The organism is Methylobacterium sp. UNCCL125, from assembly GCF_900116795.1.
GTDB classification, from domain to species: Bacteria; Pseudomonadota; Alphaproteobacteria; order Rhizobiales; family Beijerinckiaceae; genus Methylobacterium; species Methylobacterium fujisawaense.
In genome coordinates, this window is record NZ_FPBW01000017.1 from 130,494 (window position 1) to 152,263 (window position 21,770).

The 21,770-nt window shown below is 69.1% G+C and carries 17 protein-coding genes and 1 pseudogene; 11 read left to right on the forward strand and 7 right to left on the reverse strand.

Annotated features, from left to right (window positions below):
- Positions 1-132 precede the first annotated feature (132 nt).
- On the reverse strand, positions 133-1,116 hold the full coding sequence (locus BM396_RS18505) for a LacI family DNA-binding transcriptional regulator (RefSeq protein WP_043389142.1): 984 nt from the start codon (positions 1,114-1,116) through the stop codon (positions 133-135).
- A gap of 186 nt (positions 1,117-1,302) precedes the next feature.
- Here BM396_RS18505 and ptsP point away from each other — a divergent pair, with 186 nt between their 5' ends.
- The 6 genes from ptsP to BM396_RS18535 all read left to right on the forward strand — a co-directional run bounded on the left by ptsP (position 1,303) and on the right by BM396_RS18535 (position 10,373).
- Complete coding sequence (gene ptsP / locus BM396_RS18510; RefSeq protein WP_043389143.1) at positions 1,303-3,867, forward strand: phosphoenolpyruvate--protein phosphotransferase; 2,565 nt, start codon at positions 1,303-1,305, stop codon at positions 3,865-3,867.
- A complete protein-coding gene (pfkB, locus tag BM396_RS18515; RefSeq protein ID WP_043389145.1) occupies positions 3,864-4,814 on the forward strand; it encodes a 1-phosphofructokinase in 951 nt (316 codons plus the stop codon). Before ptsP ends, pfkB begins: the two co-directional genes overlap by 4 nt.
- Positions 4,815-4,872: 58 nt before the next feature.
- Positions 4,873-6,600, forward strand: a complete 1,728-nt coding sequence (locus BM396_RS18520; protein WP_043389148.1) for a fructose-specific PTS transporter subunit EIIC — start codon at positions 4,873-4,875, stop codon at positions 6,598-6,600.
- 67 nt (positions 6,601-6,667) lie between these two features.
- Positions 6,668-8,155 (forward strand): carbohydrate porin, encoded by a 1,488-nt coding sequence (locus BM396_RS18525; RefSeq protein ID WP_043389149.1) that lies wholly within the window; start codon positions 6,668-6,670, stop codon positions 8,153-8,155.
- 578 nt (positions 8,156-8,733) lie between these two features.
- Positions 8,734-10,023, forward strand: a complete 1,290-nt coding sequence (locus BM396_RS18530) for an AraC family transcriptional regulator (RefSeq protein WP_075381190.1) — start codon at positions 8,734-8,736, stop codon at positions 10,021-10,023.
- Complete coding sequence (locus tag BM396_RS18535) at positions 10,020-10,373, forward strand: GCG_CRPN prefix-to-repeats domain-containing protein (RefSeq protein WP_236961854.1); 354 nt, start codon at positions 10,020-10,022, stop codon at positions 10,371-10,373. Before BM396_RS18530 ends, BM396_RS18535 begins: the two co-directional genes overlap by 4 nt.
- Positions 10,374-10,455: 82 nt before the next feature.
- Here the strand turns inward: BM396_RS18535 and BM396_RS18540 are convergent, their stop codons facing one another.
- On the reverse strand, positions 10,456-10,881 hold the full coding sequence (locus BM396_RS18540; RefSeq protein WP_043389251.1) for a phospholipase A2 family protein: 426 nt from the start codon (positions 10,879-10,881) through the stop codon (positions 10,456-10,458).
- Positions 10,882-10,995: 114 nt separating this feature from the next.
- Positions 10,996-11,427, reverse strand: coding sequence for a hypothetical protein (locus BM396_RS18545; protein WP_043389152.1), 432 nt, complete (start codon positions 11,425-11,427; stop codon positions 10,996-10,998).
- Between the two features lie 495 nt (positions 11,428-11,922).
- On the opposite strand from BM396_RS18545, the gene BM396_RS18550 reads away from it, so the two are divergent.
- Together BM396_RS18550 and BM396_RS18555 are read left to right on the forward strand one after the other, a co-directional pair.
- Positions 11,923-12,432: a DUF892 family protein gene (locus tag BM396_RS18550; protein ID WP_158713339.1), complete on the forward strand. Its 510-nt coding sequence runs from the start codon at positions 11,923-11,925 to the stop codon at positions 12,430-12,432.
- A 155-nt stretch (positions 12,433-12,587) separates the two neighbouring features.
- Positions 12,588-13,193 carry a hypothetical protein gene (locus BM396_RS18555; RefSeq protein WP_091994905.1) on the forward strand — a complete coding sequence of 202 codons (606 nt, stop codon included), beginning with the start codon at positions 12,588-12,590 and terminating at the stop codon, positions 13,191-13,193.
- A gap of 69 nt (positions 13,194-13,262) precedes the next feature.
- Here BM396_RS18555 and BM396_RS18560 read toward each other — a convergent pair whose 3' ends face one another.
- The 3 genes from BM396_RS18560 to BM396_RS18570 form a co-directional block, all read right to left on the reverse strand.
- Positions 13,263-14,669 carry a TAXI family TRAP transporter solute-binding subunit gene (locus tag BM396_RS18560; protein ID WP_043389159.1) on the reverse strand — a complete coding sequence of 469 codons (1,407 nt, stop codon included), beginning with the start codon at positions 14,667-14,669 and terminating at the stop codon, positions 13,263-13,265.
- A 63-nt stretch (positions 14,670-14,732) separates the two neighbouring features.
- Complete coding sequence (locus BM396_RS32245) at positions 14,733-15,035, reverse strand: hypothetical protein (RefSeq protein ID WP_139239518.1); 303 nt, start codon at positions 15,033-15,035, stop codon at positions 14,733-14,735.
- Positions 15,036-16,221: 1,186 nt separating this feature from the next.
- Complete coding sequence (locus BM396_RS18570; protein WP_081948915.1) at positions 16,222-18,018, reverse strand: putative bifunctional diguanylate cyclase/phosphodiesterase; 1,797 nt, start codon at positions 18,016-18,018, stop codon at positions 16,222-16,224.
- Between the two features lie 461 nt (positions 18,019-18,479).
- Here BM396_RS18570 and BM396_RS18575 point away from each other — a divergent pair, with 461 nt between their 5' ends.
- The 3 genes from BM396_RS18575 to BM396_RS18585 all read left to right on the forward strand — a co-directional run bounded on the left by BM396_RS18575 (position 18,480) and on the right by BM396_RS18585 (position 21,351).
- Entirely contained in the window at positions 18,480-18,908 is a 429-nt protein-coding gene (locus BM396_RS18575; RefSeq protein WP_043389165.1) for a MerR family transcriptional regulator, read from the forward strand.
- A complete protein-coding gene (locus tag BM396_RS18580; RefSeq protein WP_043389170.1) occupies positions 18,844-19,233 on the forward strand; it encodes a carboxymuconolactone decarboxylase family protein in 390 nt (129 codons plus the stop codon). The genes BM396_RS18575 and BM396_RS18580 overlap by 65 nt, the downstream gene beginning before the upstream one ends.
- A 432-nt stretch (positions 19,234-19,665) precedes the next feature.
- A complete protein-coding gene (locus BM396_RS18585; protein ID WP_043389172.1) occupies positions 19,666-21,351 on the forward strand; it encodes a methyl-accepting chemotaxis protein in 1,686 nt (561 codons plus the stop codon).
- A 129-nt stretch (positions 21,352-21,480) separates the two neighbouring features.
- Here BM396_RS18585 and BM396_RS18590 read toward each other — a convergent pair.
- Positions 21,481-21,594, reverse strand: a pseudogene (locus BM396_RS18590) (transposase); the annotation flags it as partial.
- Between the last annotated feature and the right edge of the window lie 176 nt (positions 21,595-21,770).

The window sequence follows — 21,770 nt, forward strand, 5'->3', positions numbered from 1 at the left end:
GCCGGAAGACCCGCTTCGGGCGCTGCCCGGCGCGGGCCGCCGACCCAACGCCCCGCGCGGCCGGAACCGGTGGCGTGTTCCGCCCGGTAGACACCCCGATCCGCGGCGCCGCGCGCGCGCTCAGGCAGACCGTCACCGTGTCCCAGTCGAACCGCGCGGGACGAGACAGCCGCTGAGGACCACGCGCCGGACCGGCTGATCCGGCCTCTCGATCCGCTCGAACAACAGGCGCATCGCCTGGGTGCCGATCTCGGCGACCGGTTGCTCGATCACGGTGAGGCCCGGTTCGGCGAGTTCGGTCCACGGCTCGTTGTCGAAGCCGGCGAGCGCGAGATCCCGCGGGAGCGCGAGATTCAGGGCACGGGCCGCCCGCACGGCCCCCATCAGGATGAGCCCGTTCGAGACCACGAGCGCCTCCGGCCTGTCGGGCTCCTGGAACCAGCGCGTGGCCTCCGCCATCGCCGCGGCCGCGTTCGGGGGCACGCTGCGGATCTGCGGCGCCAAGCCGTGCCGCCCCATCGCCTCCAGATAGCCGGCACGGCGCTCCTGCGCGGTCGAACTCGTCGAGCCAAACAGGCCGCCGATCCGCCCGTAGCCCTGGGCCGCCAGATGATCGACGAGGGTCGCGCAGGCCGCCACGTTGTCGAGGACGACGCTGTCGTAGGCCCCCGGCGGTCCGGCCCGGTCGATCAGCACCACCGGGAAATCGAACCGGCGCGCGCCGAGCCCCCCGGTCGTGGCCACGGTCGGCGCGAAGATCACGCCGGTGACTCGCTCCTCCTCCATCAGGCGCAGGTACATCGCCTCGCGGGCGGGATCCTCGTCGGTGTTGCAGAGGATGACCCGCATGTCCGCGCCGAAGGCCGCATCCTCCACGGCCCGGCTCACCGCCGTGAAGAACGGGTTGCGGATGTCGGCGACGATCAGGCCGATGGTCCGGGCCGATTGCGAGCGCAGCCGCCGCGCGGAGAGATTGGGCCGGTAGCCCGTGGCGCGCACGGCCGCCTCGACCTGCTCGCGGAGAGCCTCGCTCACGGGGCCGCGGCCGAGGGCCCGCGACACGGTCGCCGTCGAGACGCCCGCCGCACGGGCGACGTCGCGGATTCCCACCTTCATCGCCGCATCATCCGGGAAACGTTTCCAGCGGTGTTACACCGTCAATGCCACCGTATACGCCGCTTCGCAACCGTGAGGCGATCGGGGGCAGCGGGTCGTGTTGACAGGTAAAGTGAAAACGTTTTCACTGCCATCAACGAGCAGGTGGCCGACGAGCCGTCGCTCGCGATGGGAGGAGAGCACGCCATGCTCGCACCGACACCGACATTCGCGCCGCGCATCCTGGTGCGCATTGCGGCCGCACCGGCCAGCAAGGAGGCGGCGATCCGCGAGGCGGCGCAGCTCCTGACGGCGGCGGGCTGCATCGACGGGGCCTATGGCGAGAGCATGCTGCGCCGGGAGGGGGTGGCGAACACCTATCTCGGCCACGGCGTCGTCATCCCGCACGGCATGGTCGACGACCGCCACCTCGTCCGCCACAGCGGCCTCGCCGTCCTGCAGGTGCCCGCGGGCGTCCTCTGGACCGACGGGCAGGCGGCCCATCTCGTGGTGGCCATCGCGGCGCAGTCCGACACCCACATCACGGTCCTGCGCCGGCTGACGCGCCTGATCCAGGACGAGGCGCGGCTGGAACAGCTGCGCACCACCGCGCACGAGCGCGACATCGCCGACGCCCTGTCCGAGGACGCGATCCCGGGCGCGTCGGGCCCGGCCACGGACCTGCGCCAGCGGTTCGACTGGACCGTCGACTATCCCGCCGGCCTGCACGCCCGGCCCGCGGCGCACTGGGTCGCGGTGGCAAAATCCTGCTCGGCGCGCATCCAGGTCCGGCACGCGGCCCAGGTCGCCGATGCCAAGAGCCTGATCGGCCTGCTCCAGCTCGGCCTGCGCTGCGGCGACCCGGTGACGATCTCCGCCGAGGGGGACGACGAGGCCGGCGCCCTGGCGCGGATCTGCGCGGCGGTCACGGGCTTGAGCGCCGGCGAGAAGGCGGCGGCGCAGCGCGCCGCGGAGGCGGCCGCCAAGGCGGCCGGTCCCGTCGCCGGCTGGAACCCCGCGGACGCGCCGCGGATCCTGGCGGGGATCGGCGCCAGCCCCGGCCTCAGCATCGGGCCGATCCACGTCCTCGCCAGCGCCGACGTGACCGTTCCCGACGCGCCCGAGCCCCTGACGAGCGGCGCCGACCGCCTTCACCACGCGCTCGCCGCGACGGCCGATCAGCTCAAGGCCCTCGCCGACGACACCGAGCGGCGCCTCGGCAAGGCCGATGCCGGGATCTTCCGGGCCCAGGCCGAGATGATCGCCGACACGGATCTGATCACCCGCGCCTGCCAGCTCATGGTCGAGGGTCACGGCGTCGCCTATGCCTGGGACCAAGCCGTGGACCGCCTCGCCGGAGAACTCGCCGCCCTCGGCAACCCGGTCCTCGCCGGACGCGCCGCGGATCTGCGCGACGTCGGCCGCCGGGTACTGGCGCAGATCGATCCGACCTTGAAAGGCCGCCACGACCTGCCCGACCGGCCCTGCATCCTGATCGCCCCCGACCTCGCGCCCTCCGACACGGCGGGCCTGGACCCCACCCGCGTGATCGGCCTCGCTACGGCCCAGGGCGGCCCGACCTCGCACACGGCGATCCTGGCTCGGACGCTGGGCATCCCCGCCCTGGTGGCCGGCGGCCCCGGGCTGCTGCCGCTCGCCGGCGGCACGATGGCGATCCTCGACGGGACCACCGGCCGCCTCTACCTCGATCCGAGCCCGGCCGACCGCGCCTCGGCCGAGGCGTGGCGTGACGGGCAGCGCCGGCAGGCCGAGGCCGAGGCGCGCGAGCGGGCGCTGCCGGCCCGCACCCGCGACGGCCACGCGGTCGCGATCGGCGCCAACGTCAACAACGCCGATCAGGTCCCCTTCGCCCTCGACCAGGGCGCCGAGGGCGTCGGCCTGATGCGCACCGAATTCCTGTTCCTGGAGCGCGGCGACACCCCCTCCGAGGACGACCAATACGCCGCCTACGCGGGCATGCTGAAGGCCCTCGACGGCCGCCCGCTGATCGTACGCACCCTCGACATCGGCGGCGACAAGCAGGTCGCACATCTGCAGCTGCCCCGGGAGGAGAATCCGTTCCTCGGCGTGCGCGGCGCCCGGCTGCTGCTGCGTCGGCCGGACCTGCTGGAGCCGCAGCTCCGCGCCCTCTACCGGGCCGCCCGGGACCATGTCGGTTCCGCCGCCCCGACCGGCCCGCACGCGCCGCTCTCGATCATGATGCCGATGATCACCTCGGTCCCCGAAATCCTGCGGCTGCGCGCGATCGCCGAGGGGATCCGCGCCGAGATCGGCGCCCCCTCCGTGCCGCTCGGCATCATGATCGAGGTGCCGGCCGCGGCGATCCAGGCCGACGTGCTCGCCCGCCACTGCGACTTCTTCTCGATCGGCACGAACGACCTGACGCAGTACGCCCTGGCCATCGACCGCCAGAACACGGACCTCGCGCCCGAGGCGGATTCCCTGCATCCGGCGGTGCTGCGGCTGATCCACATGACCTGCGCGGGCGCCGCACGCCACAAGCGCTTCGTGGGCGTCTGCGGCGGGATCGCGGGCGACCCGTTCGGCGCCTGCCTGCTGGCGGGGCTCGGCGTCCACGAATTGTCGATGACGCCGCGCGACCTGCCGGGCGTCAAGGCGCGGCTGCGCGGCGCCGACATGAGCGCGCTCCGGGCACTCGCGAGCCTGGCCTGCGAGCAGGAGGATGCGGCCGCGGTCCGCGCCCTCGATCGCGCCCCCGGTCCCGCGCAGGCCGCGGAGGTCGCCGCGTGAGCCCGATCGTCACCCTCACGCTCAACCCGGCCATCGACCAGACCGTCATCCTCGACGCCCTGGAGCCCGGTACGGTCCACCGGGCGCAGGCGGTCCGGTCGCATGCCGGCGGCAAGGGCGTCAACGTCGCCTGCTGCCTGGCCGATTGGGGCCTGCCGGTGACCGCCACCGGGATCCTGGGCGCCGACAACGCCGCCCCCTTCACCCAGGTGTTCGCCGAGAAGGGCATCGCCGACCGCTTCGTGCGGATCCCCGGCGAGACCCGGACCAACCTGAAGCTCCTTGACCGGCGGACCGGCGACACGACCGACATCAACCTGCCGGGGCTCGCCGTCACGGCTGACGCTCTCGGCGCGGCCCGGGCTGCGCTCCTCGATCATGCGGCCGGCGATGCCTGGGTCGTGCTGGCCGGGAGCCTGCCCGGGGCGCTGCCGCTGGAGACCTACGCGGAGCTCACGGCGCCCCTGAAGGCCCGGGGGGCCCGGGTGGTCGTCGACGCTTCGGGCCCGCCGCTGGCGGCCGCCCTCGCGGCCGGCCCGGAGGCGCTTCCCTTCGCGGTGAAGCCGAACCGCCAGGAGCTGGAGGAATGGGCCGGCCGGGCGCTGCCGACGCCCGCCGACGTGCATTCGGCGGCCCGTCGCCTGCACGGCCTCGGCATACCGGTGGTGGTGGTCTCCCTCGGCGCCGAGGGCGCCCTGTTCCTGACGCGGGCCGGCGCCGTGCAGGCGCAGCCCCCCGCCATCGCCGTGGCCAGCACGGTCGGGGCGGGTGATGCCCTCGTGGCGGGCCTCGTGGCGGCGCTCGAAGCCGGGCTCGACCCCGACGGGACCGCCCGACTGGCCGTCGCCTTCGCGGCCGGGAAGCTGACCCAGGCGGGCGCGAGCCTGCCGCCCCGCGCCACCGTGCAGGCGCTGATGCAGGCGGTCCGCACGCGGACGCTCGCCTGACGCGCACCGCGCCACCCGGCCGACCCGCGCGACGGAACCACAAAGCAGGGAGGAAACCATGGCACAGTTGCTGGCGGTGGTCGGAGGCGGAGACCTCCCCACCCACGCCGTTCTCGCCCTCGAGGCGCTCCGCAAGGCGGCCGGCCGGCGCAACCAGCCGATCGTCCTGGAACTGCGCGGCGCCCCCGGCGCAAACCCGCTGCCGGAGGCGGCCATCCGCGAGGCCGGCGCGGTGCTGCTCGTGGGCTCGGGCGACCTCGGCGAAGGCCGCTTCGGCGCGCTCCGCCGGGCGCGGGCCGCGATCGCGGATGTGCTGACCGACGTCAACGGCGTCCTCGACCGGGCGCTCTCGGGCGCCGAGGCCGCCCCCGGCGCCAGAGCCGCGGCGGGGACCAAGCGGATCGTCGCGATCACCTCCTGTCCCACCGGGATCGCGCATACCTTCATGGCCGCCGAAGGCCTCCAGGCGGCGGCCGAGGCCCTGGGCCACACGATCCGTGTGGAGACCCAAGGCTCGGTCGGCGCCCGCGACACCCTGACCGCCGCGGAGATCGCCGCCGCCGACATCGTGCTGATCGCCGCCGACACCGGCGTCGACCGGGCGCGGTTCGCCGGAAAGCGGGTCTACGCCACCAACACCAAGGCGGCGATCCGCGACGGCCAGGGGCTGATCGGCACCGCGCTGGCCGAGGCGCAGAGGCAGGCGGCCGGCGGCGCGGTCGATGCCGGGGTCGACGCCGCGGCCGAGGCACGGCCGGAGGCGGCCGAGCGGAGGGCGGGCGCCTACAAGCACCTGATGACCGGCGTCTCCTTCATGCTGCCCTTCGTGGTGGCGGGCGGCCTGCTCATCGCCCTGGCCTTCGCGGTCGGCGGAATCGACGCCATGGCGCCGGACCACGCGGGAACCCTGGGCTACGCCCTCGGGCAGATCGGCGCCAAGGCGGCCTTCGCCCTGATCGTCCCGGCGCTCGCCGGCTACATCGCCTACTCGATCGCCGACCGGCCCGGGATCGCCCCCGGCATGATCGGCGGCATGCTGGCGGCCAATCTCCAGGCCGGCTTCCTCGGCGGCATCGCGGCCGGGTTCATCGCCGGCTACGCCGCCCGCTTCCTCAACACGCATATCCGGCTGCCCAGGAACCTCGAGGGCCTGAAGCCGGTCCTGATCCTGCCGCTCCTCGCCACCACGATCACCGGCCTCCTGATGATCTACGTGGTCGGCGTGCCGGTCGCGGCGGTGCTGTCGGCGCTCACGACCTGGCTCAAGGGCATGCAGGGCGCGAGCGCCCTGGTGCTCGGGCTCGTCCTCGGCGGCATGATGGCGCTCGACATGGGCGGCCCGATCAACAAGGCTGCCTACGCCTCGGCGGCGGCCCTGCTCTCCTCCGGCGTCGACGCGCCCATGGCGGCGGTGATGCTCGGCGGGATGACCCCGCCGCTGGGCCTCGCCTTGGCGACCCGCCTGTTCCCGGCCCGGTTCACGCAAGCCGAGCGCGAGGCCGGCGGCGCCGCCGCCGTGCTGGGGGCGGCCTTCATCACCGAGGGGGCGATCCCCTTCGCGGCGGCCGACCCCCTCCGGGTGATCCCGTCTCTGGTCGCGGGGTCCGCGGTGGCGGGCGCCCTGGCGCTCACCCTCGGCGTGACCCTGAAGGTGCCGCATGGCGGCCTGTTCGTCCTGCCGATCCCGAACGCCGTCACGAACCTGCCGGGCGCCGTCCTGGCGCTCGCCGCCGGCACCCTGGTCACCGCGCTCACGGTGGGCCTCATCAAGAAGCGCCCAGGCTGAGGCCCCGATCCGGAGCCCGGCGCACGACCGGGCCCGGACACCACAGAGCGTCACGGGGGGATCCGTCATGAAGGGTTTGGCGACGCGCGCCGCGCTCGCGCTCGCGTTGGGCTTGGCGCTGCCGCATCCTGGATGGAGCCAGGAGGCGGGGGCCGGCCGCGCCGTGCCGGCCACGGCCGTCGGCCCGGTGCTGCGGCGCCGGGCCAGCCGCCCGCCGCCGCGATCGGAGGGCCCGGGCTCCGACGGGGCCGACAGCGCGGCCGGCGCCGCCGACACGCTCGGGCAGACCGCGACGCCGCCGACCCTGCCGCCCGGCACCCTGGATCTCGGCAACGGCCTCAGTCTCCTGGCCAATTACACCGGGCAAGGGGCGATCAACCCGGTCGGCGGCCTCCGGCAGGGCGCGGCTTATGCCGGCCAGCTCGTCCTCGGCATCGACGGCGACCTGCAGCGCCTCGCCGGGATCGAGGGCGGCGCATTCCACGTGGCGGTGACGAACCGGCACGGACGCAGCCTGTCGAACGATGTCATCGGCAACAACACCAGTGTGCAGGAGATCTACGGCGGCGGCCAGACCACCCGGCTGACGCTGCTCTCCTACCAGCAGAAGCTGTTCGACAATCGTCTCGACGTCGAGGCCGGCCGCTTGGTCGCCAATATCAGCTTCCTGAACTCGCCGTTCTACTGCAACTTCCAGTCTAATTCAGCCTGCGGCAACCCGACCTTCGTGTTCAAGACCTCGAACTTCACCTTCTGGCCGGTCTCCAGCTGGGGAGCGCATGCCAGGGCGTGGCTCACCGACACGACGTTTTTCCATGTCGGCGCCTACGAGGTGAACCCGCGGCATCAGCAGCCGGGCGACAACGGCCTCGACTTCTCGCTCGAGGGCGCGACGGGCGCCATCGTGCCGTTCGAACTCGGCTACACGACCACCTTCGCCAACGACGTGCTGCCCCGCAATTACGGAATCGGCGGCTGGTACGACGCCTCGGATTACGCCGATCCGGTGCGCGACGTGACCGGGCGGCCCGCGGTGCTCACCGGCCTGCCGGCGATGACCCGGTTCGGCCGCTCGGGTGTCTACGCCCGGTTCGACCAGATGGTGTGGCGGCCGGATCCGAAGGCGATCCAGGGCCTGACGCTGTTCGGCGTCGCGATGGCCGGCACCTCGGGCCGGCTCGTGGAGGACCACTTCCTGGAGATCGGCGCCCTGCAGACCGGCACCTTCGCGGGCCGGCCGTTCGATACGGTCGGCTTCGTCATCAACACGCAGGCCTTCAGCCGGCTCGCCCTGTCCAACATCGCCCTGGCGCAGGGCACGCTCGGCCTGTTCCGCAAGATCCCGACGCAGCAGGTGATGATGGAGCTGAACTACGGCATCCAGGTCAATCCGGCGATCCGGCTGACGCCGAACCTGCAATACATCCTCGATCCGGACCAGACCCGGTTCCCATTCTACCGCAAGACCATCCCCGACGCCTTCGTGGTCGGCGCCAAGCTGTCGATCGATCTGTTCACCCTGGCGGGGCTCGCGCGCGGTCCCGGCAGCCGGTGACCGCCGGCCGGGTGTCCCGGTCGGCCCAGCATCGCGCAGGCCGGCGGCGTCTGGGCCCGGCAGGTTCTCCGGCGCGCGCATGTCGATCCCGCGGGCCGCGATGTCGGTGTTCCAGGCCGGATAGGGCTGCATCACGCCCGTCGCCTTGTCCATCGACTTGTCCGTCGCCTTGCCCGTCGTCCCGCCGGTGAGCGCGATGGTCTGCGGGCCGAGGCGCGGCTGCGGGTGGAGGCGCGGCGCCGGGCCGGCATCGCCCCGCGCGAGGCCGCCCGCCGTTCCCGGTCCGTCACCCGGATCTCGGCCGCGTTGTTCTCCGGAGAGGGCGGGAGCCAGGCCTTCCCCGCCGCCGTGCACCACGCCGCGCCGTGCGCGACATGGCCGGAGCCGCAGATACCGACGCACGATTGCGAAAACGCCGATCGACCACCTGTGCCCGGACAAAACCATTCATGAATACTGCATTTTAGTTGCATATTCAAAACATGTCACAGATTTTTTGACAATATTGATCCAGCGCAATGCCGCCGGGAGGGCAAGATTTTGAATTGAGCCCGAATTGGAGAAATGGGATTTGTGCAATGACCAGTCGCCTCGCTCTCGTGTGCGAAGACTCTTGTGACAGTCTCGAATTCTTCCACCCATCGGATGCGGATCTTTCCCCCTCCGTCGAAACCGTTCATGGCGGCGTCGCGAGCGCGACCCGTGCCGCTCTCCGGGAACTCGGCGCCGATCCCGTCCACATCCTGCGCGAGGCCGGTTGCGATCGCTGGGCGTCCGGAGACGATGCCAGCCCGATCTCGAACGCCGCGCTCGGCCGCGTGCTCCAGTTGGGGGCGAACCGCACGCGGTGCGGCCATCTCGGCCTGCTGGTGGGGCAGCGCATTGCCCTCGCCAAGCTCGGGCCCAGCAACATCCTGATCCGGAACGCGGCGACCATCGGCGACGCCCTCCATGTGCTGGAGACCCGGCCCTGGGCCTGGACCTGCGGCTCGGCGGTCCGACTCTTCGTCGAGGCCGACTTGGCGCTGCTTCATTACTTTCCCTACGAGACTGGCGCGACGGCAGTGGGCCTGCAGGCGGAGGGGGCGCTCGCCACCGTCGTCAATATCGTGCGCGCCCTGTGCGGCGCCCGCTGGTCCCCGTCGGAGCTTCTGCTGCCGCGGGCACCGCCGGAGCAGACCGATCCCTATTGGCACTTCTTCCGCGCGCCCGTCAGGTTCGATCAGGAATGGGCGGCCCTCGCCTTTCCGGCGCGCCTTCTGGAGCAACCGGTCCCGGGCGCAGATCGGACGGCACACCGGATCGCCGAAGGCCGCATCCGACAGGTCGGGGCGGCAGCTCCGCTCCCGATGTCGGACCGGTTGCGGCGGCTGCTCCGCGCGGAGTTCATCCAGGATCCGTGGTCCGGCCAAGCCGTCGCGCGCCATCTGGCGGTGCATCGGCGCACCCTCAGCCGCCGCCTGAGGGCCGAAGGCACGAGCTTCCGGTCGGTGGCCACCCAGATCCGGTTCGAGACGGCGCAGCAGCTCCTGGCCGATACCAACATGACGCTGGCGCAGATCTCGGCCTGTCTGGGCTTTTCCGAAGCCGCCGCCTTCACGCACGCGTTCAGACGCTGGTCCGGTACGACGCCGAGCATCTGGAGGCGTGGGAGCCGGCCTCCGGATGCGGCAGCCGATCCGGGGCCGCCCGATCCCGTACCCCTTCCTGAATGGACGGAACGGACCGGCCTTTCAGGCCGCCCTTGGGCGCCAAGGCCGCGATCGCCGGACGACCGCTTTCCCATGGACGGCAGACAGCATTGGTCAATCGAGCACAAGAATCCGGATTGCATGGCATCACCCGGCGAATTCAGGAGATCCCGATGAAAGCGACACGGACCATCTCGCTCGCAGCCCTCACCCTGGCTGCCATGCTGGGCCTGCCTCCCATCGGCTCGGGCGGACTCGGCATTGCGGCCGCGCAGGCCGCCGGCGGCTGTGGGCCCGGATTTCATCGGGGCCCCTACGGCGCCTGCCGACCGAACGTCTCCGGCGCACCGGGCTACTACGGGCCCCGGGGTGGCGGCGTGTACGGATACCGCGGCGGCGCCCGCTACGGATACCGGGGCGGTGCCGTCTATCGGGGTGCGCGGGTGTATCGGGGGGGCCGCGTATACGGGGGCCGCGCCGTTTACGGACGGCGCGTCGGCGGGTTCCGGGGCGGCTTCCGCCGCTGACCGCGCCGGCCAGACTTAACTGCGCCGGCCGGACTTGGCTGCCCCGCAGCCTTGTCCGGCCGACGCAACCGGAGGTCGTGCCCTAATAGGCGCGGTAGACGGCCCGATGGACGCGAGCCGGAGGAACGTCGTAGCGCACGGAGGCCGGAATCCGCACGGCCACCGGGGCATTCGGGTCGAACGTCAAGATCGCGGCCCCGGCTGCGATGAAGCCCGCCAGGGCGCGGATATCGTCCGGCTGCCGCAGATCGCGCGCGATGCGGTCCGTCTCCCATTGAAGCCGCAGATTGCAGGCCCGTGACGGCAATCCGCCGACGGGGGTGCAGGCGTCATGACGCGCACAGGCGGCATCGAGCGCATCGACGGGCGGCAACGGAGCATTGCTGCCGAGGCCACAATAGTTGCCGTGAATGAGCGCCGCAGGCTGCTGCAAGCCGGACGGCTGCGCCAGGGCGGGTGCGCTCAGGCAGGCGGCGAGGAGGAGCGGGGCGACGATTCGAAAGGTCATGGCTTGGGCCGAACCCATTCTGGGGCCACTCTGCCGGGGCGGGCCGCCGGCTCGGGCCGGATGATCGGGGGTTGGGGGTCGGGGTCTGCCGGCCTCGACCCTCTCGCGGCAGGATCAATACGGGCGGCAGACGCCCGCATAGGCATCGTAATAGGCGTAGGGTCCGCAGCGGCCGTAGGTGGCACCGTATCCGGTGGCGGCGGCAGCGCCCACGGCAGCCGCGCCCAGGCCGTAGCCGTAGGGACGGACGCCGTAGCGGCCATATCCGTATCCGTAACGGCCAACCCCGCCATATCGGCCGACCGCCCCATAGCGGCCGACCGCGCCGTAACGGCCGACCGCGCCGTAGCGGCCGACCGCGCCGTAGCGGCCGCGATAGCCCACCCCCCCGCGATAGCCGCCGACCCGGACGCCCTGGACGCCGCCGGCGCGGAAACCACCGCCGCGGAAGCCTCCCCGGCCGCCGTAGAAGCCACGCGCTTCGGCCACCATGCCGCTCATGATCAGGGCGGCACAGGCCACCGACGCAATCTGCAGAGTTCTCATGGATGGTCTCCGTTCAGGAGAACGACCTGCCGAGGGGCGCCGGACGCGAAGCCCTGCGGCCCCTCGGACACGTCTCGGCCGTACCGTACGCCGAGCTGCCGACGCCGCTTGATCCGCGGGGACTCGCGTGCCGGTGAACCGGCGCAGCCGCGTTGCGCCGCTCCGACCGCAGCGTTCCATCCTGAACGTCGCTTCCGTCCGGCGCCCAGGCGGCCCGAAGCCGTTGTCAATCGCGCCGGCGGCCGGTGTCTTCCCCGATCAAGCATGGGATCGCCGCGACTGCATAATGGGCCCTCCGCTTCGGTGCGGTGAGGCGAGGCAGGGAACTGACCTTGCGTGCCCGGTCAGGGCGCGACCGATCGGGCTTCCTAGCGGTCGGCGCGTTCCGCACATCCCGGCGATCGGAAGAACGCTGCCTCCGGTCCGCTCAAGGACGCGCGAAGCGGTCTCGGCATTCGAGAGATGCCTCGGTTGATCACGATGCAGCGTGAGGAGATGACCATGCCGATCAAGTCACCGAAGGAGCTTTTCGTGCGCATGTTGAGCGATGCGCGGCATCACGCGGAGCGCGCGACGAAGATTTACGAGGAGCTGGGCCAAGCCACGCAGGATCCGGCCATCCAAGAGGCGCTCCAGTCACGCGCCTTCATCCAAGAGAAGACGGTCAAGTCGCTCGATCGCTGCTTTCAGCTGATCGGCGAGAAACCGATTGCCTCCAACGGTCGGCTTCAAGAAGTCTTCCTCGAAGACTTCCGGCGCGAGCTGGCCGAGATCCAGGCCCCGGCCGCCAAGGCCCTGTTCATCCTGATCAAGGCCAATCACCTGATGCATCTGCGCATCGCCGAGTATGTCGCCCTCGTCGCCATGGCCGATGTGAGCGGTCACTTCGGGGTCGGCGTCCTGCTGGAGAGCTGCCTGGCGGACAAGATGGCCTTCACCGAGCGGACCCGTCGCCTGATCCGGCGGACGATCGAGAGCAAGCACGCCGTCAAGCTCGCGGCCTGACCCGCGGCCCGTCAGACCCCGGACCGGGCAGCCCGGTCCGGGGCTTCGGGCGCGCATGCGGAACCGGCCCATGGTCCACGCGCCCGGCGCGCGGACCATGGGCGCACGGGAGCCGCGGAGAACGAGCCATGCCCCCTGTCACGTCTCGAGACGCGATGGCAGCTGCCCCTGCCCCTGCCCCTGCCCCTGCCCCGCGGGAGCTGCCGGGTGCCGACGGGCGCGCCAAGTCCCGATCCCTGGGACGTCGGGCCGCCGCCGAAGCGAAGCGCTACCTGGCCTTCGCGATCTACCTGATCGTCGTTTTCGGCACCCTGATCCTGTTCAGCATCAACATCTACGCACGGGTCGATCAGGATATACCGCACTATCCGAGCTATCACTTCTACGCACTCGGGCTGATCAACGCCCTGGTCCTGGCCAAATTCATGCTGATCGCCGAGGCGGCGAAGCTCGGATCCCTCCGCCTCGGCCGGCGCATCACGCGCGGCCCCCTCGTCTACGGGATCCTGTATCGCTCCCTTCTGTTCACCGCCGTCCTGGTGGCGGCCTACGGACTCGAAGAGGTGCTGGTGGGGGCCTGGCACGGGAAGGCGCCGGGCACCGTTCTTCCGGAGATGGCCGGCGGCCCGCGGGGCGTGCTCACTTTCGCCTGGGTGATGTTCGTGGCGCTGCTCCCGTATTTCGCCTACCGGGAGATCGGCCGCGTGCTGGGCGGCGGTCGCCTGCGCGTCCTGCTCCTCCGCACGCCGGCGGCGCGCTAGAGCGCCTTCACGGCTTCGGTCGCTCGATCGCCGGCCGCAGCCGGCCCGAGCCACCGCCCGGGCCCGCCGTCAATGGGCGACCACGAGCGTCGGTGCGGACGGGAGCGCCGTCTCGGGGCCGAGGCTTGCGCGCCGGCGGTCGAGGGCGTCGCGCGCATGGGCCAGGGCCGTCGCGAAGGCCGACAGGCAGTCGGTGCTGACAGCCCCGGTGGTGCAGCCCAGCATCGCCGAGACGATCGCCCGGAATTCGCCCTCCAGGGCGGCGAGCTCCGCACGGTCGGCGCCGGGCGCCGCGTCGGCAATCTCGACCAGGCGCCGGACCGGGCGCCATTCCGCCTCCGATCGGCGCCGGGCCCAGCCCGCCGAGGCGGCGGCGAGGAGCGATCCGGCGAGGCTGATCACCACGCCGCCGAGATAGAGATATTGCTGGGCTTGGTCGAAGAAGCTCTGGTCCCCGTTGCTGAGATAGGACGCGACCCCCGGATGGACGGGCAGGATCGGGCTCTTGTCGTCCGGATCGGGCGCCTCGATCTGCGCGGCGAGCGGCGTCACGGCCGTGAGCTTGGCCTTTGTGGTCAGGATCGACCGGGCGATGGCGGCCGCGACGACGTTGGGCATCAGCTCCGAGGCGGCGAACCGATAGGTGACCGCCAGCGTCGTGACCGACTCGCTGGGCGTGGCGGGACGCGCCCGGAACGCCCCCACGGGCACGTCGATCGCCTCGAAGCCGGGGAACCGCTTGCCGATCGCCTCCGCCTCGTCGAGCGCGAGGATGCCCGGCGTGCCCTTCGTGGCGCGCGCGACGGCGGCAACCCCATCGACGATCTCGCCCGGCGCCATGGGACCGACCGCCAGGATGGCCGCCACCTTCTTCTGCCGGACGGCCTGGGCCAGCGCGTCGATCGGTAGAATGGCCCTGCCGACATCCTTGGCGGGGATGTTGAAGTAGCTCAGCACCATGTCGAGGACACGCGTGTTGGTGTCTTGCAGCGGCCCGGCCACGAGGCCGACGGTCTTGCCCGCCAGGTTGGCGACCGAGCTGACAGGGCTGTGCGGGGGCACGATCAAGGCGACCACGTCCCGGCGCAGGATGACGATGGTCTGTGCGTTGGCGGGTGCCCCCGCGTCGCTGCGCACGATGGCGAGATCGGTCCGGCGCTCCTCCAGAGCCTTGGCGCTCCCCGCGAGGTCGTCGACCCGCACGAGGTCGAGATTGACGCGGGGATGCTGCACCCGGGAGACGGACACGAAGGCCGTGATGAACCGCTCGGCCGTGCTGCCGGGGGGGCCGAGCGTGATGCGCAGGTTGGCGTGCGGCGACCAGACATGCGCAACCGCGAACGCGCCGGCGGCCACGAGCAGGATGGCGACGGCCACGAGCGCCCGGCTCCACCGCCGGGGCGGCTTGGCGCGGTGCCGCGGGCTTTCCGATCCCGTCCGGTCGGGATCGACAGCGACAGGCTTGGCATCCTGCATCGTGACCTCACACCGGGATTTCGGACCGGGGGCGTGTCGCGCGGAGGCGCCGGCCGGAACCGTTCAGCACGCCTCGCAGGCGCCCCTCTCCCCCGGGAGCCTGCGGTCGTTGCGGCGATCCCGCGGGTCCCGATGCCGCCTCTGCGTGCCCGGTTCGACGCCCGGCGGAGGATCGCTCACATCGAGGGGAGGCGTGGTGATCGCCTCGCGTTCGAGGCGGTTGAGCTGCGCCTCGCTGGGGATGGCGATGCCACCCTGCGCGAGGCGGACCTGCGCTTCCCCGCGGGTGACCGCACCCGCGACTCCGCCGGGAAGGGTGAGCATCAGGAGGGCGGCCGCGGCTCGTGAAAACGGTGAAAACGCCATGGCGACCTCCTCGGCAGCCGCTGAACGGACGATACTCCGCTCACATAGCCCGTCTCGGCGGGCGCTCCTTGACCGAACCGGACAGGGACTGCGCTCACCGCGCGACGCGCGCCGTATTCGGCGATGTGTCCTGGGAGGCGACCCACGAAGTCCCGCGCACGCCGAACGCCCGACCTGATGGGGAGATCGAGCTGGCGGCTTGCGCGAAGCGGCCATCTCCCGCCGCCGCGTTCGGGGCGGGCCTCATGGCCGATGCGCGGCCCTCCGGGCGTGGCGAGAGCCGCCTCTCCGGATCTCAGGCCGAGGCGCGGATCGGACGACCGGCGACCGTGGCGAATGTCACCGGAGCCGCCCGGCGCAGGCGCCCGATCTGAGCCGGCGCAAGCCGTTCGACGATGTGCGGCAGAGCATCATCCCGGCCACCACGCACCGCGACACGGCCGGATCCACAGAGCACTTCAGGGGGACGCTACGCACTTCCGGCCAAGTTCCTCGACACTCCGCCAAATCCGCTCCGGACACGCAGCGGAGGGTATAATGGAATGTGCATTGCGTTGGCGCGGAGCCCTGCAACTGCTCGGTTCCACCCTAGAGCGCGATCCGAGCGAGTTGAGTCGTCTGGGGTTTTGGCACGGACGGAGATGTGATTCGATGCACGGCTTTCTGATCAGGAGAGCCGGATGCCCTGTCCGCCGATCTGCGTGAACGCGTCGTGACGGCCATCGAAGCGGGAGCCTCGCGCCGTGATCTAGCCTGACCGTCTGGCGGGAGCCCCTCGGCCAAGCCTCGGGTCAAATCTCAATCCAGGCCGACCGCGAGTTTTTCAACGAAATCGGTCGTGAGCGGGCGGAACGGTGACGTCCGCTTCATCGCGAGGCCGGTGTTTCGGTTGCGACCCGACGCGGTCATGTCGCGACACGCGTTGCTGTCCTGTTAGCAGACACCCCCGCTGCCGTGTTGCGGATCAGTGACACTGAATTGGCTGACTTTGGCGACGGCCTCGCAATTGCGCTACGCAGCTTTCAGCTGGCGGAGGTCGAACTCGGCGTGAACGCCTCCGGGCTTCGCCATCCGTTCCTCGCGATAGGGTCGCCTCGGCGTTCCTGGTCAATCGAATGAGTCACCTCATGGCGCATAGATCCGGCACCGGGCTCTCGCGTGGTAAAATTGAATTTTTCCGCGATACTTACGCCACCTTATTCTTGGAATGCTCGACTTTAAATAGGGCATCGACTTCCTGCGCAGGGCGCGGAGGACTGAACAGAAAGCCCTGCATCTCGTGAGCCCCCTCGGAGAGGACAGCGTTACGCTGAATGTCCGTCTCAATACCCTCCACAAGGGTCGTCATATTGAGGCTCTGGCCGAGACCGATAATAGCCCGAATGATCGCGGCCGCCTCGGGCTTCTCGCCGATCTCGCGCACGAAGGACCGATCAATCTTGATCTTGTCAAAGGGGAACCGACGCAGGTAGCTGATACTGGAATAGCCGGTGCCGAAGTCGTCCATGGCGATGCGGATACCAAAACTGCGCAAGACGTGCAGTGTCTCAAGGTTCGCATCGGTTTCTTCCAGAAGTACGCTCTCGGTGATTTCCAGTTCGAGCCGACTCGGATCGAGGCCGCTTTCTGATAGAATCGAGAACACCATCGTCGCGAAGTTGCGCTGGCGCAGCTGATGGGCCGATACGTTGACCGCGACCCCGACGTGAGCGGGCCATCGCTTGGCATCCTCGCACGCCCGCCGCAACACCCACTCGCCCAACGGTACGATCAAGCCAGTTTCTTCTGCGATCGGAATGAACACCGCAGGGCTCACGAGGCCCCTCTCGGCGTGCCGCCACCGAACCAGGGCTTCAACGCCAGTCACGTCGTTGCTGCTGAGTTTGACGAGCGGCTGGTAGTGCACCTCAAAGCGCTCATTGGTCAGCGCCTCGCGCAGTTCCCGCTCCAAGTTGAGGCGGGCTCGTGCGCTTTCGTCCATCTGGGGTTCGAAGACCCGAAACGTCCCCCGCCCGTCCGATTTTGCTTGGTAGAGCGCCAGATCGGCGTTCTGCAGAAGCTGACTGACGTCACGATCCATCTCGCCGGACAACACAATTCCGGCACTCATACCGATCTCAACCCGCAATCCGTCGAGCTCGTAGGGCGCGCTGACTGACGCGATCAGTCGCCGCGCCAGCGCTTCCGCCGCCTTCAGGTCCTTGACCCGGTGCAGGACGACGAACTCGTCTCCCCCCATCCGCGCGACGGTAGTTCCTTCACGAACTTCTCGCTGAAGCCGCTGAGCGACACACCGTAGAAGTTGGTCGCCCACCGCGTGGCCGAACCCATCGTTGACGAGCTTGAACCGATCAAGGTCGAGACACAGCACGGCGAGGGAACGACCCGGCATAGGCTGCCCCAGCATTCCGTTGCCAAACTCATGCAAGGCCATGCGGTTGGGCAAATCGGTCAGGGCGTCGTGCCGCGCCATGTAGGTGATACGGTCTTCGTTGCGGCGGCGCTCAGTCACATCCTCGAAGGTTGCGACCCACCCGCCGCCGCTCATCGCCCTGTGAGTCGCTGAGACCGTTCGCCCATCCGCGAGCTCCCGCAGGATTGACGTAGCCTGCCCCTCGATAAGCGAGGTCCGAGTGCCTTCACTCAGAGCATCGACCGTGGTGCCAGCTGCGTAACGTCCGAGGCCAACCAAGATCTCGATGATCTGTCGCTGGCTCATTCCGACATGCAACTGGTCAGCCTCAAGTCCGAAGATCTCCAGATATCGCTTGTTCCAGACCAACAAACGTCGGTCCGCATCGAACATGCACAAGCCTTGGTTCATATTCTCCAAGGCTGCATCGAAGCGTCGATTTTGTTCAATCAGTTGCTCGTGCGGCACAGAGGACTGACTAAGCCACGGCACGAAGGCAGCTGTGGCATTGGAATACCAACACCAAATGCCACAAGAGGTTGGTAATTCCCAAGCATCGAGAGCAGACATGGAATGCGGTCAGCGTGTTGAATTTGGCATACGATAAGATAGATATCTTAATTTATTAGCTGCCCACTCGATGGGCATATGCACTTACAATCATCAACTTAGCGAACCAAAGACAGGCGCTTACTACAGCTTGTCCGATTGTATCACGGGCCGGCCTCTGCACGATGCGCATCGGCAAGCGCTGCAGTGTCGGGAGCGGGACCCATCCGGTCGTCTGCTTTTGCCTTGCTCAGTAAAGGAAGCGGAAGAGCTGAAATTCACCCCGAGCCGCCATTCCGGAAGCGACCCAAGCCGGCCGTGCAGGCCGTTGTTAGGTTTTTCCGAAAGCGGTCCTTTGCAGGAACCCATCGACCTTGGCTCGCGGTATGGCGCGAACCGAGACATAGCGGCTGGAATAGGGCCTTGACTTAGAGCGCACTCAAACTCCTAGCCTCAGATGCGTCGTGGCGAGAACGGTGCTCATGAAGATTGGTGAACTGGCGAAGCGTTCGGGCCTGTCCGCTCACACCATCCGCTATTACGAGCGGATCGGACTGCTTCCCTATGCCGACCGGGACCAATCGAGCCAACGTGACTACGACGCATCGATCCTGATTTGGATCGCGTTCCTTGGCCGTCTCAAGACGACCGGAATGCCGATCCGGGAGATGCTGCGCTACGCAGCCTTGCGGGAGAGCGGCGTCGTCACCGAGGCTGAGCGCCGGGACATGCTGGAGAAGCACCGCGAGCGCGTCCGCGCCCACGTGGCTGACCTGCAAGCCTGCCTCCTCGTCCTCGACACCAAGATCACCGGCTACGCCGGTCCGGACGAGAGGACACAGGCCTATGACGAAATTCCCCCACAGCGGCAGCGAAAGCCGGCTCGAACGCGGACGACGGGCACTCGCTGAGATCGACGGCGAGGCCGGAGAGAAGGTCGTCGCATCGCTCGCCGACATTGCCCCCGACTTCGCGACCTACCTGTTCGAGTTCCCCTTCGGCGACATCTACAGCCGCCCCGGCCTCGACCTGCGCGCCCGCGAGATCGCCACCATCGCGGCTCTGACAGCGATGGGCAATGCGGCCCCGCAGCTCAAGGTCCACATCGAGGCGGGCCTTAATGTTGGTCTCTCGCGCGAAGAAATTACCGAGATCATTATGCAGATGGCCGTCTACGCAGGCTTTCCTGCGGCACTCAATGGCCTGTTCGCTGCCAAGGAGGTATTCGCGAAATGATGCGCCAACCGATGTGATTGCGGCGGGTCGAACGCAAACGTCATAACGAGGTCCGCTTCGAAGCGTTTGTCGCCCGAAAGCGGACCAGCGGAAAATCACCGAGAGCCGCCATTCCTATAACGACCCAGATCGGACGTCATGGACATGTCCCGGGCTTCTTGAAATCCGTCAGTCGCCGGCCGCCACACAAAGTCGGCTCAGGGGGATTGCGGGCCTAGACGCATGCCGAGCTTGCTCGTGTCGTTCTTCGAGAGCGAGCAACCGTGATCTACACTGTGATACCGCGTCCGGCCCCTCAGTCGAACCGACCCTGTCGGCAGAAACAGATCTCACGGTTGCGCGATACCCGTAGCCGTTTAGGCAGGTGGTAACCCTTGCTGGATGGTATGCCATCGGACGCCTCGTAGCGTTCCACTATCTGCCGGATCATCGATGCGTATCTCGATCAAAGCCGCGCTTGCCGGCCTTTTTGCTTTACTGGCAGTCATTATAGCCGGCGAGAGTGCTCTCACGCTGCTCAAGCTCAGCGCGATCCGTCACAGCGCGACCGAAGTCGCAGGCAACTGGCTGCCCTCCGTTCAAACGCTCGGCGAGCTGAACTCAGCCGTCGATAAGGCTCGCGTGCGCCAGTACCGACTCGTAGCCGCGACGCGTGACACACAGCAACTGGCCGAGCATCGTAAGCAGTACTTGTCGGCAATCGAAGCCGCTGAACAGGTCAGCAAACGCTATGAAGCGCTTATCTCCTCGCCCCAGGAGCGCGCTCTCCACGATCGGTTCGTGCAAGAGTGGACCGAGTTCGGAGCCATCGGCAAGCATGCGGTCGAGCTGATGGATGCAGGCCGCCAGCCGGAGGCGCTAACCGAGATTACGCAGCCTGAGATCGTGAGGCTCTACTCAGGCCTGTCTCAGATCATCACACAAGCTGTGGCCCTAAATCGAAAGGGTGCTCAAGACGAGGCGGACACGACCGTGTCCAACGTCGACGAAACAGCACGCGTGACCTACGTCGCGATGGTCGTCGCCCTTGTCCTTGCGCTTGCAGCGACGCTGTTCAGCCTCCTCCGCGTCGCGCACCCGATCATCCGCATGACGGCCACGATGGGCACGCTCGCGGCCGGCGATACCTCTGTCACGGTTCCCGGGGCCGACCGACGCGACGAGCTTGGCGCGATGGCCGCCGCCGTACAGGTGTTCAAGGACAACCTGATCCGCACCCGGCAGCTTGAAGCAGAGACTGCCCAGGCCCGTTTGGCTGCCGAGGAACAACGCAAGGCCGGCATGCGGCAGATGGCCGACAGCTTTGAGGCCGCCGTCGGCGGCATCATCAGCCTGGTGTCGTCCTCAGCGACCGAGCTGCAGGCGACCGCGCAGACCATGACCGCCACGGCGACGGAAACGGCGAGCCAGTCGACCACGGTGGCTGCGGCCGCCGAGGAAGCCGCCTCGAACGTCAACACCGTCGCTGCGGCCGCTGAGGAACTCGGTTCGTCCGTTCAGGAGATCGGTCGGCAGGTGGCCGGCTCGGCGGGTCTCGCGCGGACCGCTGTTACCGAGGCCGGTCAGACCGGCGGACTTGTTCAGGAGCTGAGCGCCGCGGTGTCGCGCATCGGCGATGTGGTCACAATGATCTCCTCGATCGCTGGGCAGACGAACCTTCTGGCTCTGAACGCGACGATCGAGGCGGCGCGCGCCGGCGCGGCAGGGCGCGGCTTTGCGGTCGTAGCGTCTGAGGTGAAGGCGCTCGCTGAGCAGACCGCCAAGGCGACGGGTGAGATATCGGGTCAGATCGCTCAGATCCAGGCCTCGACCGGTCAAGCAGTCACGTCGATCACCGGGATCACCGAACGGATCCGCGAGATCAGCGGCGTTGCGACCTCGATCGCCGCAGCCGTCGAGGAACAGGGTGCGGCGACTCAGGAGATCGTCAGGAATGTCTCTCAGGCGGCGCAGGGCACCGGTGAGGTGACAAGCAACATCGCGGGTGTTGCCGGTGCGGCCGAGGAGACGGGCGCGGCGGCGAGCCAGGTCCTCGGCGCGGCCTCGGAGTTGTCGCGCCAGTCAGAGCACCTCAGCGCTGAGGTTGCGCGCTTCCTAGCCACCGTGAGGGCGGCATAGAGCCTAACGAGGCCGTGCTTTTCAGGAGCACGGCCTCAACCATGCTGTCCGCTTCGCCACATCCCCTTACGAAAGCGGATCGGCTTAAAGCCGCCCGCTCAGCTCGAAGGTCTCGGCTGCAGGAGCTAGGGCGATCAGCGCCGTGGCGGTGATCGGACCGATACCTGGGATGGTCATCAGCCTGCGCGCCATCTCGTCCTCGCGAGCACGCTCGGCGATCTCGCGGTCGAGACTCGCAGGCCTGGATCTCCTCGCCCGAGACGTAGCCCCGGTCCGCGCCCATTACGAAGCGTCCATCCCGCCCTACCACCCTGGCGGACACTCTTAACAACCCAGGCGTTTCCCCACAGCCATTGTCGAGACCAGCCGTAAATGTCGGTCTGTGAAAGGCGTACGCAAATCGCCCGGACGTTCAGGGC

Excerpts from the sequence above, each read along its gene's own strand:
- BM396_RS18505 (WP_043389142.1), bottom strand. The coding sequence starts at position 1,116 with ATGAAGGTGGGAATCCGCGACGTCGCCCGTGCGGCGGGCGTCTCGACG.
- ptsP (WP_043389143.1), top strand. The coding sequence starts at position 1,303 with ATGCTCGCACCGACACCGACATTCGCGCCGCGCATCCTGGTGCGCATT.
- BM396_RS18520 (WP_043389148.1), top strand. The coding sequence starts at position 4,873 with ATGGCACAGTTGCTGGCGGTGGTCGGAGGCGGAGACCTCCCCACCCAC.
- BM396_RS18525 (WP_043389149.1), top strand. The coding sequence starts at position 6,668 with ATGAAGGGTTTGGCGACGCGCGCCGCGCTCGCGCTCGCGTTGGGCTTG.
- BM396_RS18530 (WP_075381190.1), top strand. The coding sequence starts at position 8,734 with ATGACCAGTCGCCTCGCTCTCGTGTGCGAAGACTCTTGTGACAGTCTC.
- BM396_RS18535 (WP_236961854.1), top strand. The coding sequence starts at position 10,020 with ATGAAAGCGACACGGACCATCTCGCTCGCAGCCCTCACCCTGGCTGCC.
- BM396_RS18540 (WP_043389251.1), bottom strand. The coding sequence starts at position 10,881 with ATGACCTTTCGAATCGTCGCCCCGCTCCTCCTCGCCGCCTGCCTGAGC.
- BM396_RS18545 (WP_043389152.1), bottom strand. The coding sequence starts at position 11,427 with ATGAGAACTCTGCAGATTGCGTCGGTGGCCTGTGCCGCCCTGATCATG.
- BM396_RS18550 (WP_158713339.1), top strand. The coding sequence starts at position 11,923 with ATGACCATGCCGATCAAGTCACCGAAGGAGCTTTTCGTGCGCATGTTG.
- BM396_RS18555 (WP_091994905.1), top strand. The coding sequence starts at position 12,588 with ATGGCAGCTGCCCCTGCCCCTGCCCCTGCCCCTGCCCCGCGGGAGCTG.
- BM396_RS18560 (WP_043389159.1), bottom strand. The coding sequence starts at position 14,669 with ATGCAGGATGCCAAGCCTGTCGCTGTCGATCCCGACCGGACGGGATCG.
- BM396_RS32245 (WP_139239518.1), bottom strand. The coding sequence starts at position 15,035 with ATGGCGTTTTCACCGTTTTCACGAGCCGCGGCCGCCCTCCTGATGCTC.
- BM396_RS18570 (WP_081948915.1), bottom strand. The coding sequence starts at position 18,018 with ATGTCTGCTCTCGATGCTTGGGAATTACCAACCTCTTGTGGCATTTGG.
- BM396_RS18575 (WP_043389165.1), top strand. The coding sequence starts at position 18,480 with ATGAAGATTGGTGAACTGGCGAAGCGTTCGGGCCTGTCCGCTCACACC.
- BM396_RS18580 (WP_043389170.1), top strand. The coding sequence starts at position 18,844 with ATGACGAAATTCCCCCACAGCGGCAGCGAAAGCCGGCTCGAACGCGGA.
- BM396_RS18585 (WP_043389172.1), top strand. The coding sequence starts at position 19,666 with ATGCGTATCTCGATCAAAGCCGCGCTTGCCGGCCTTTTTGCTTTACTG.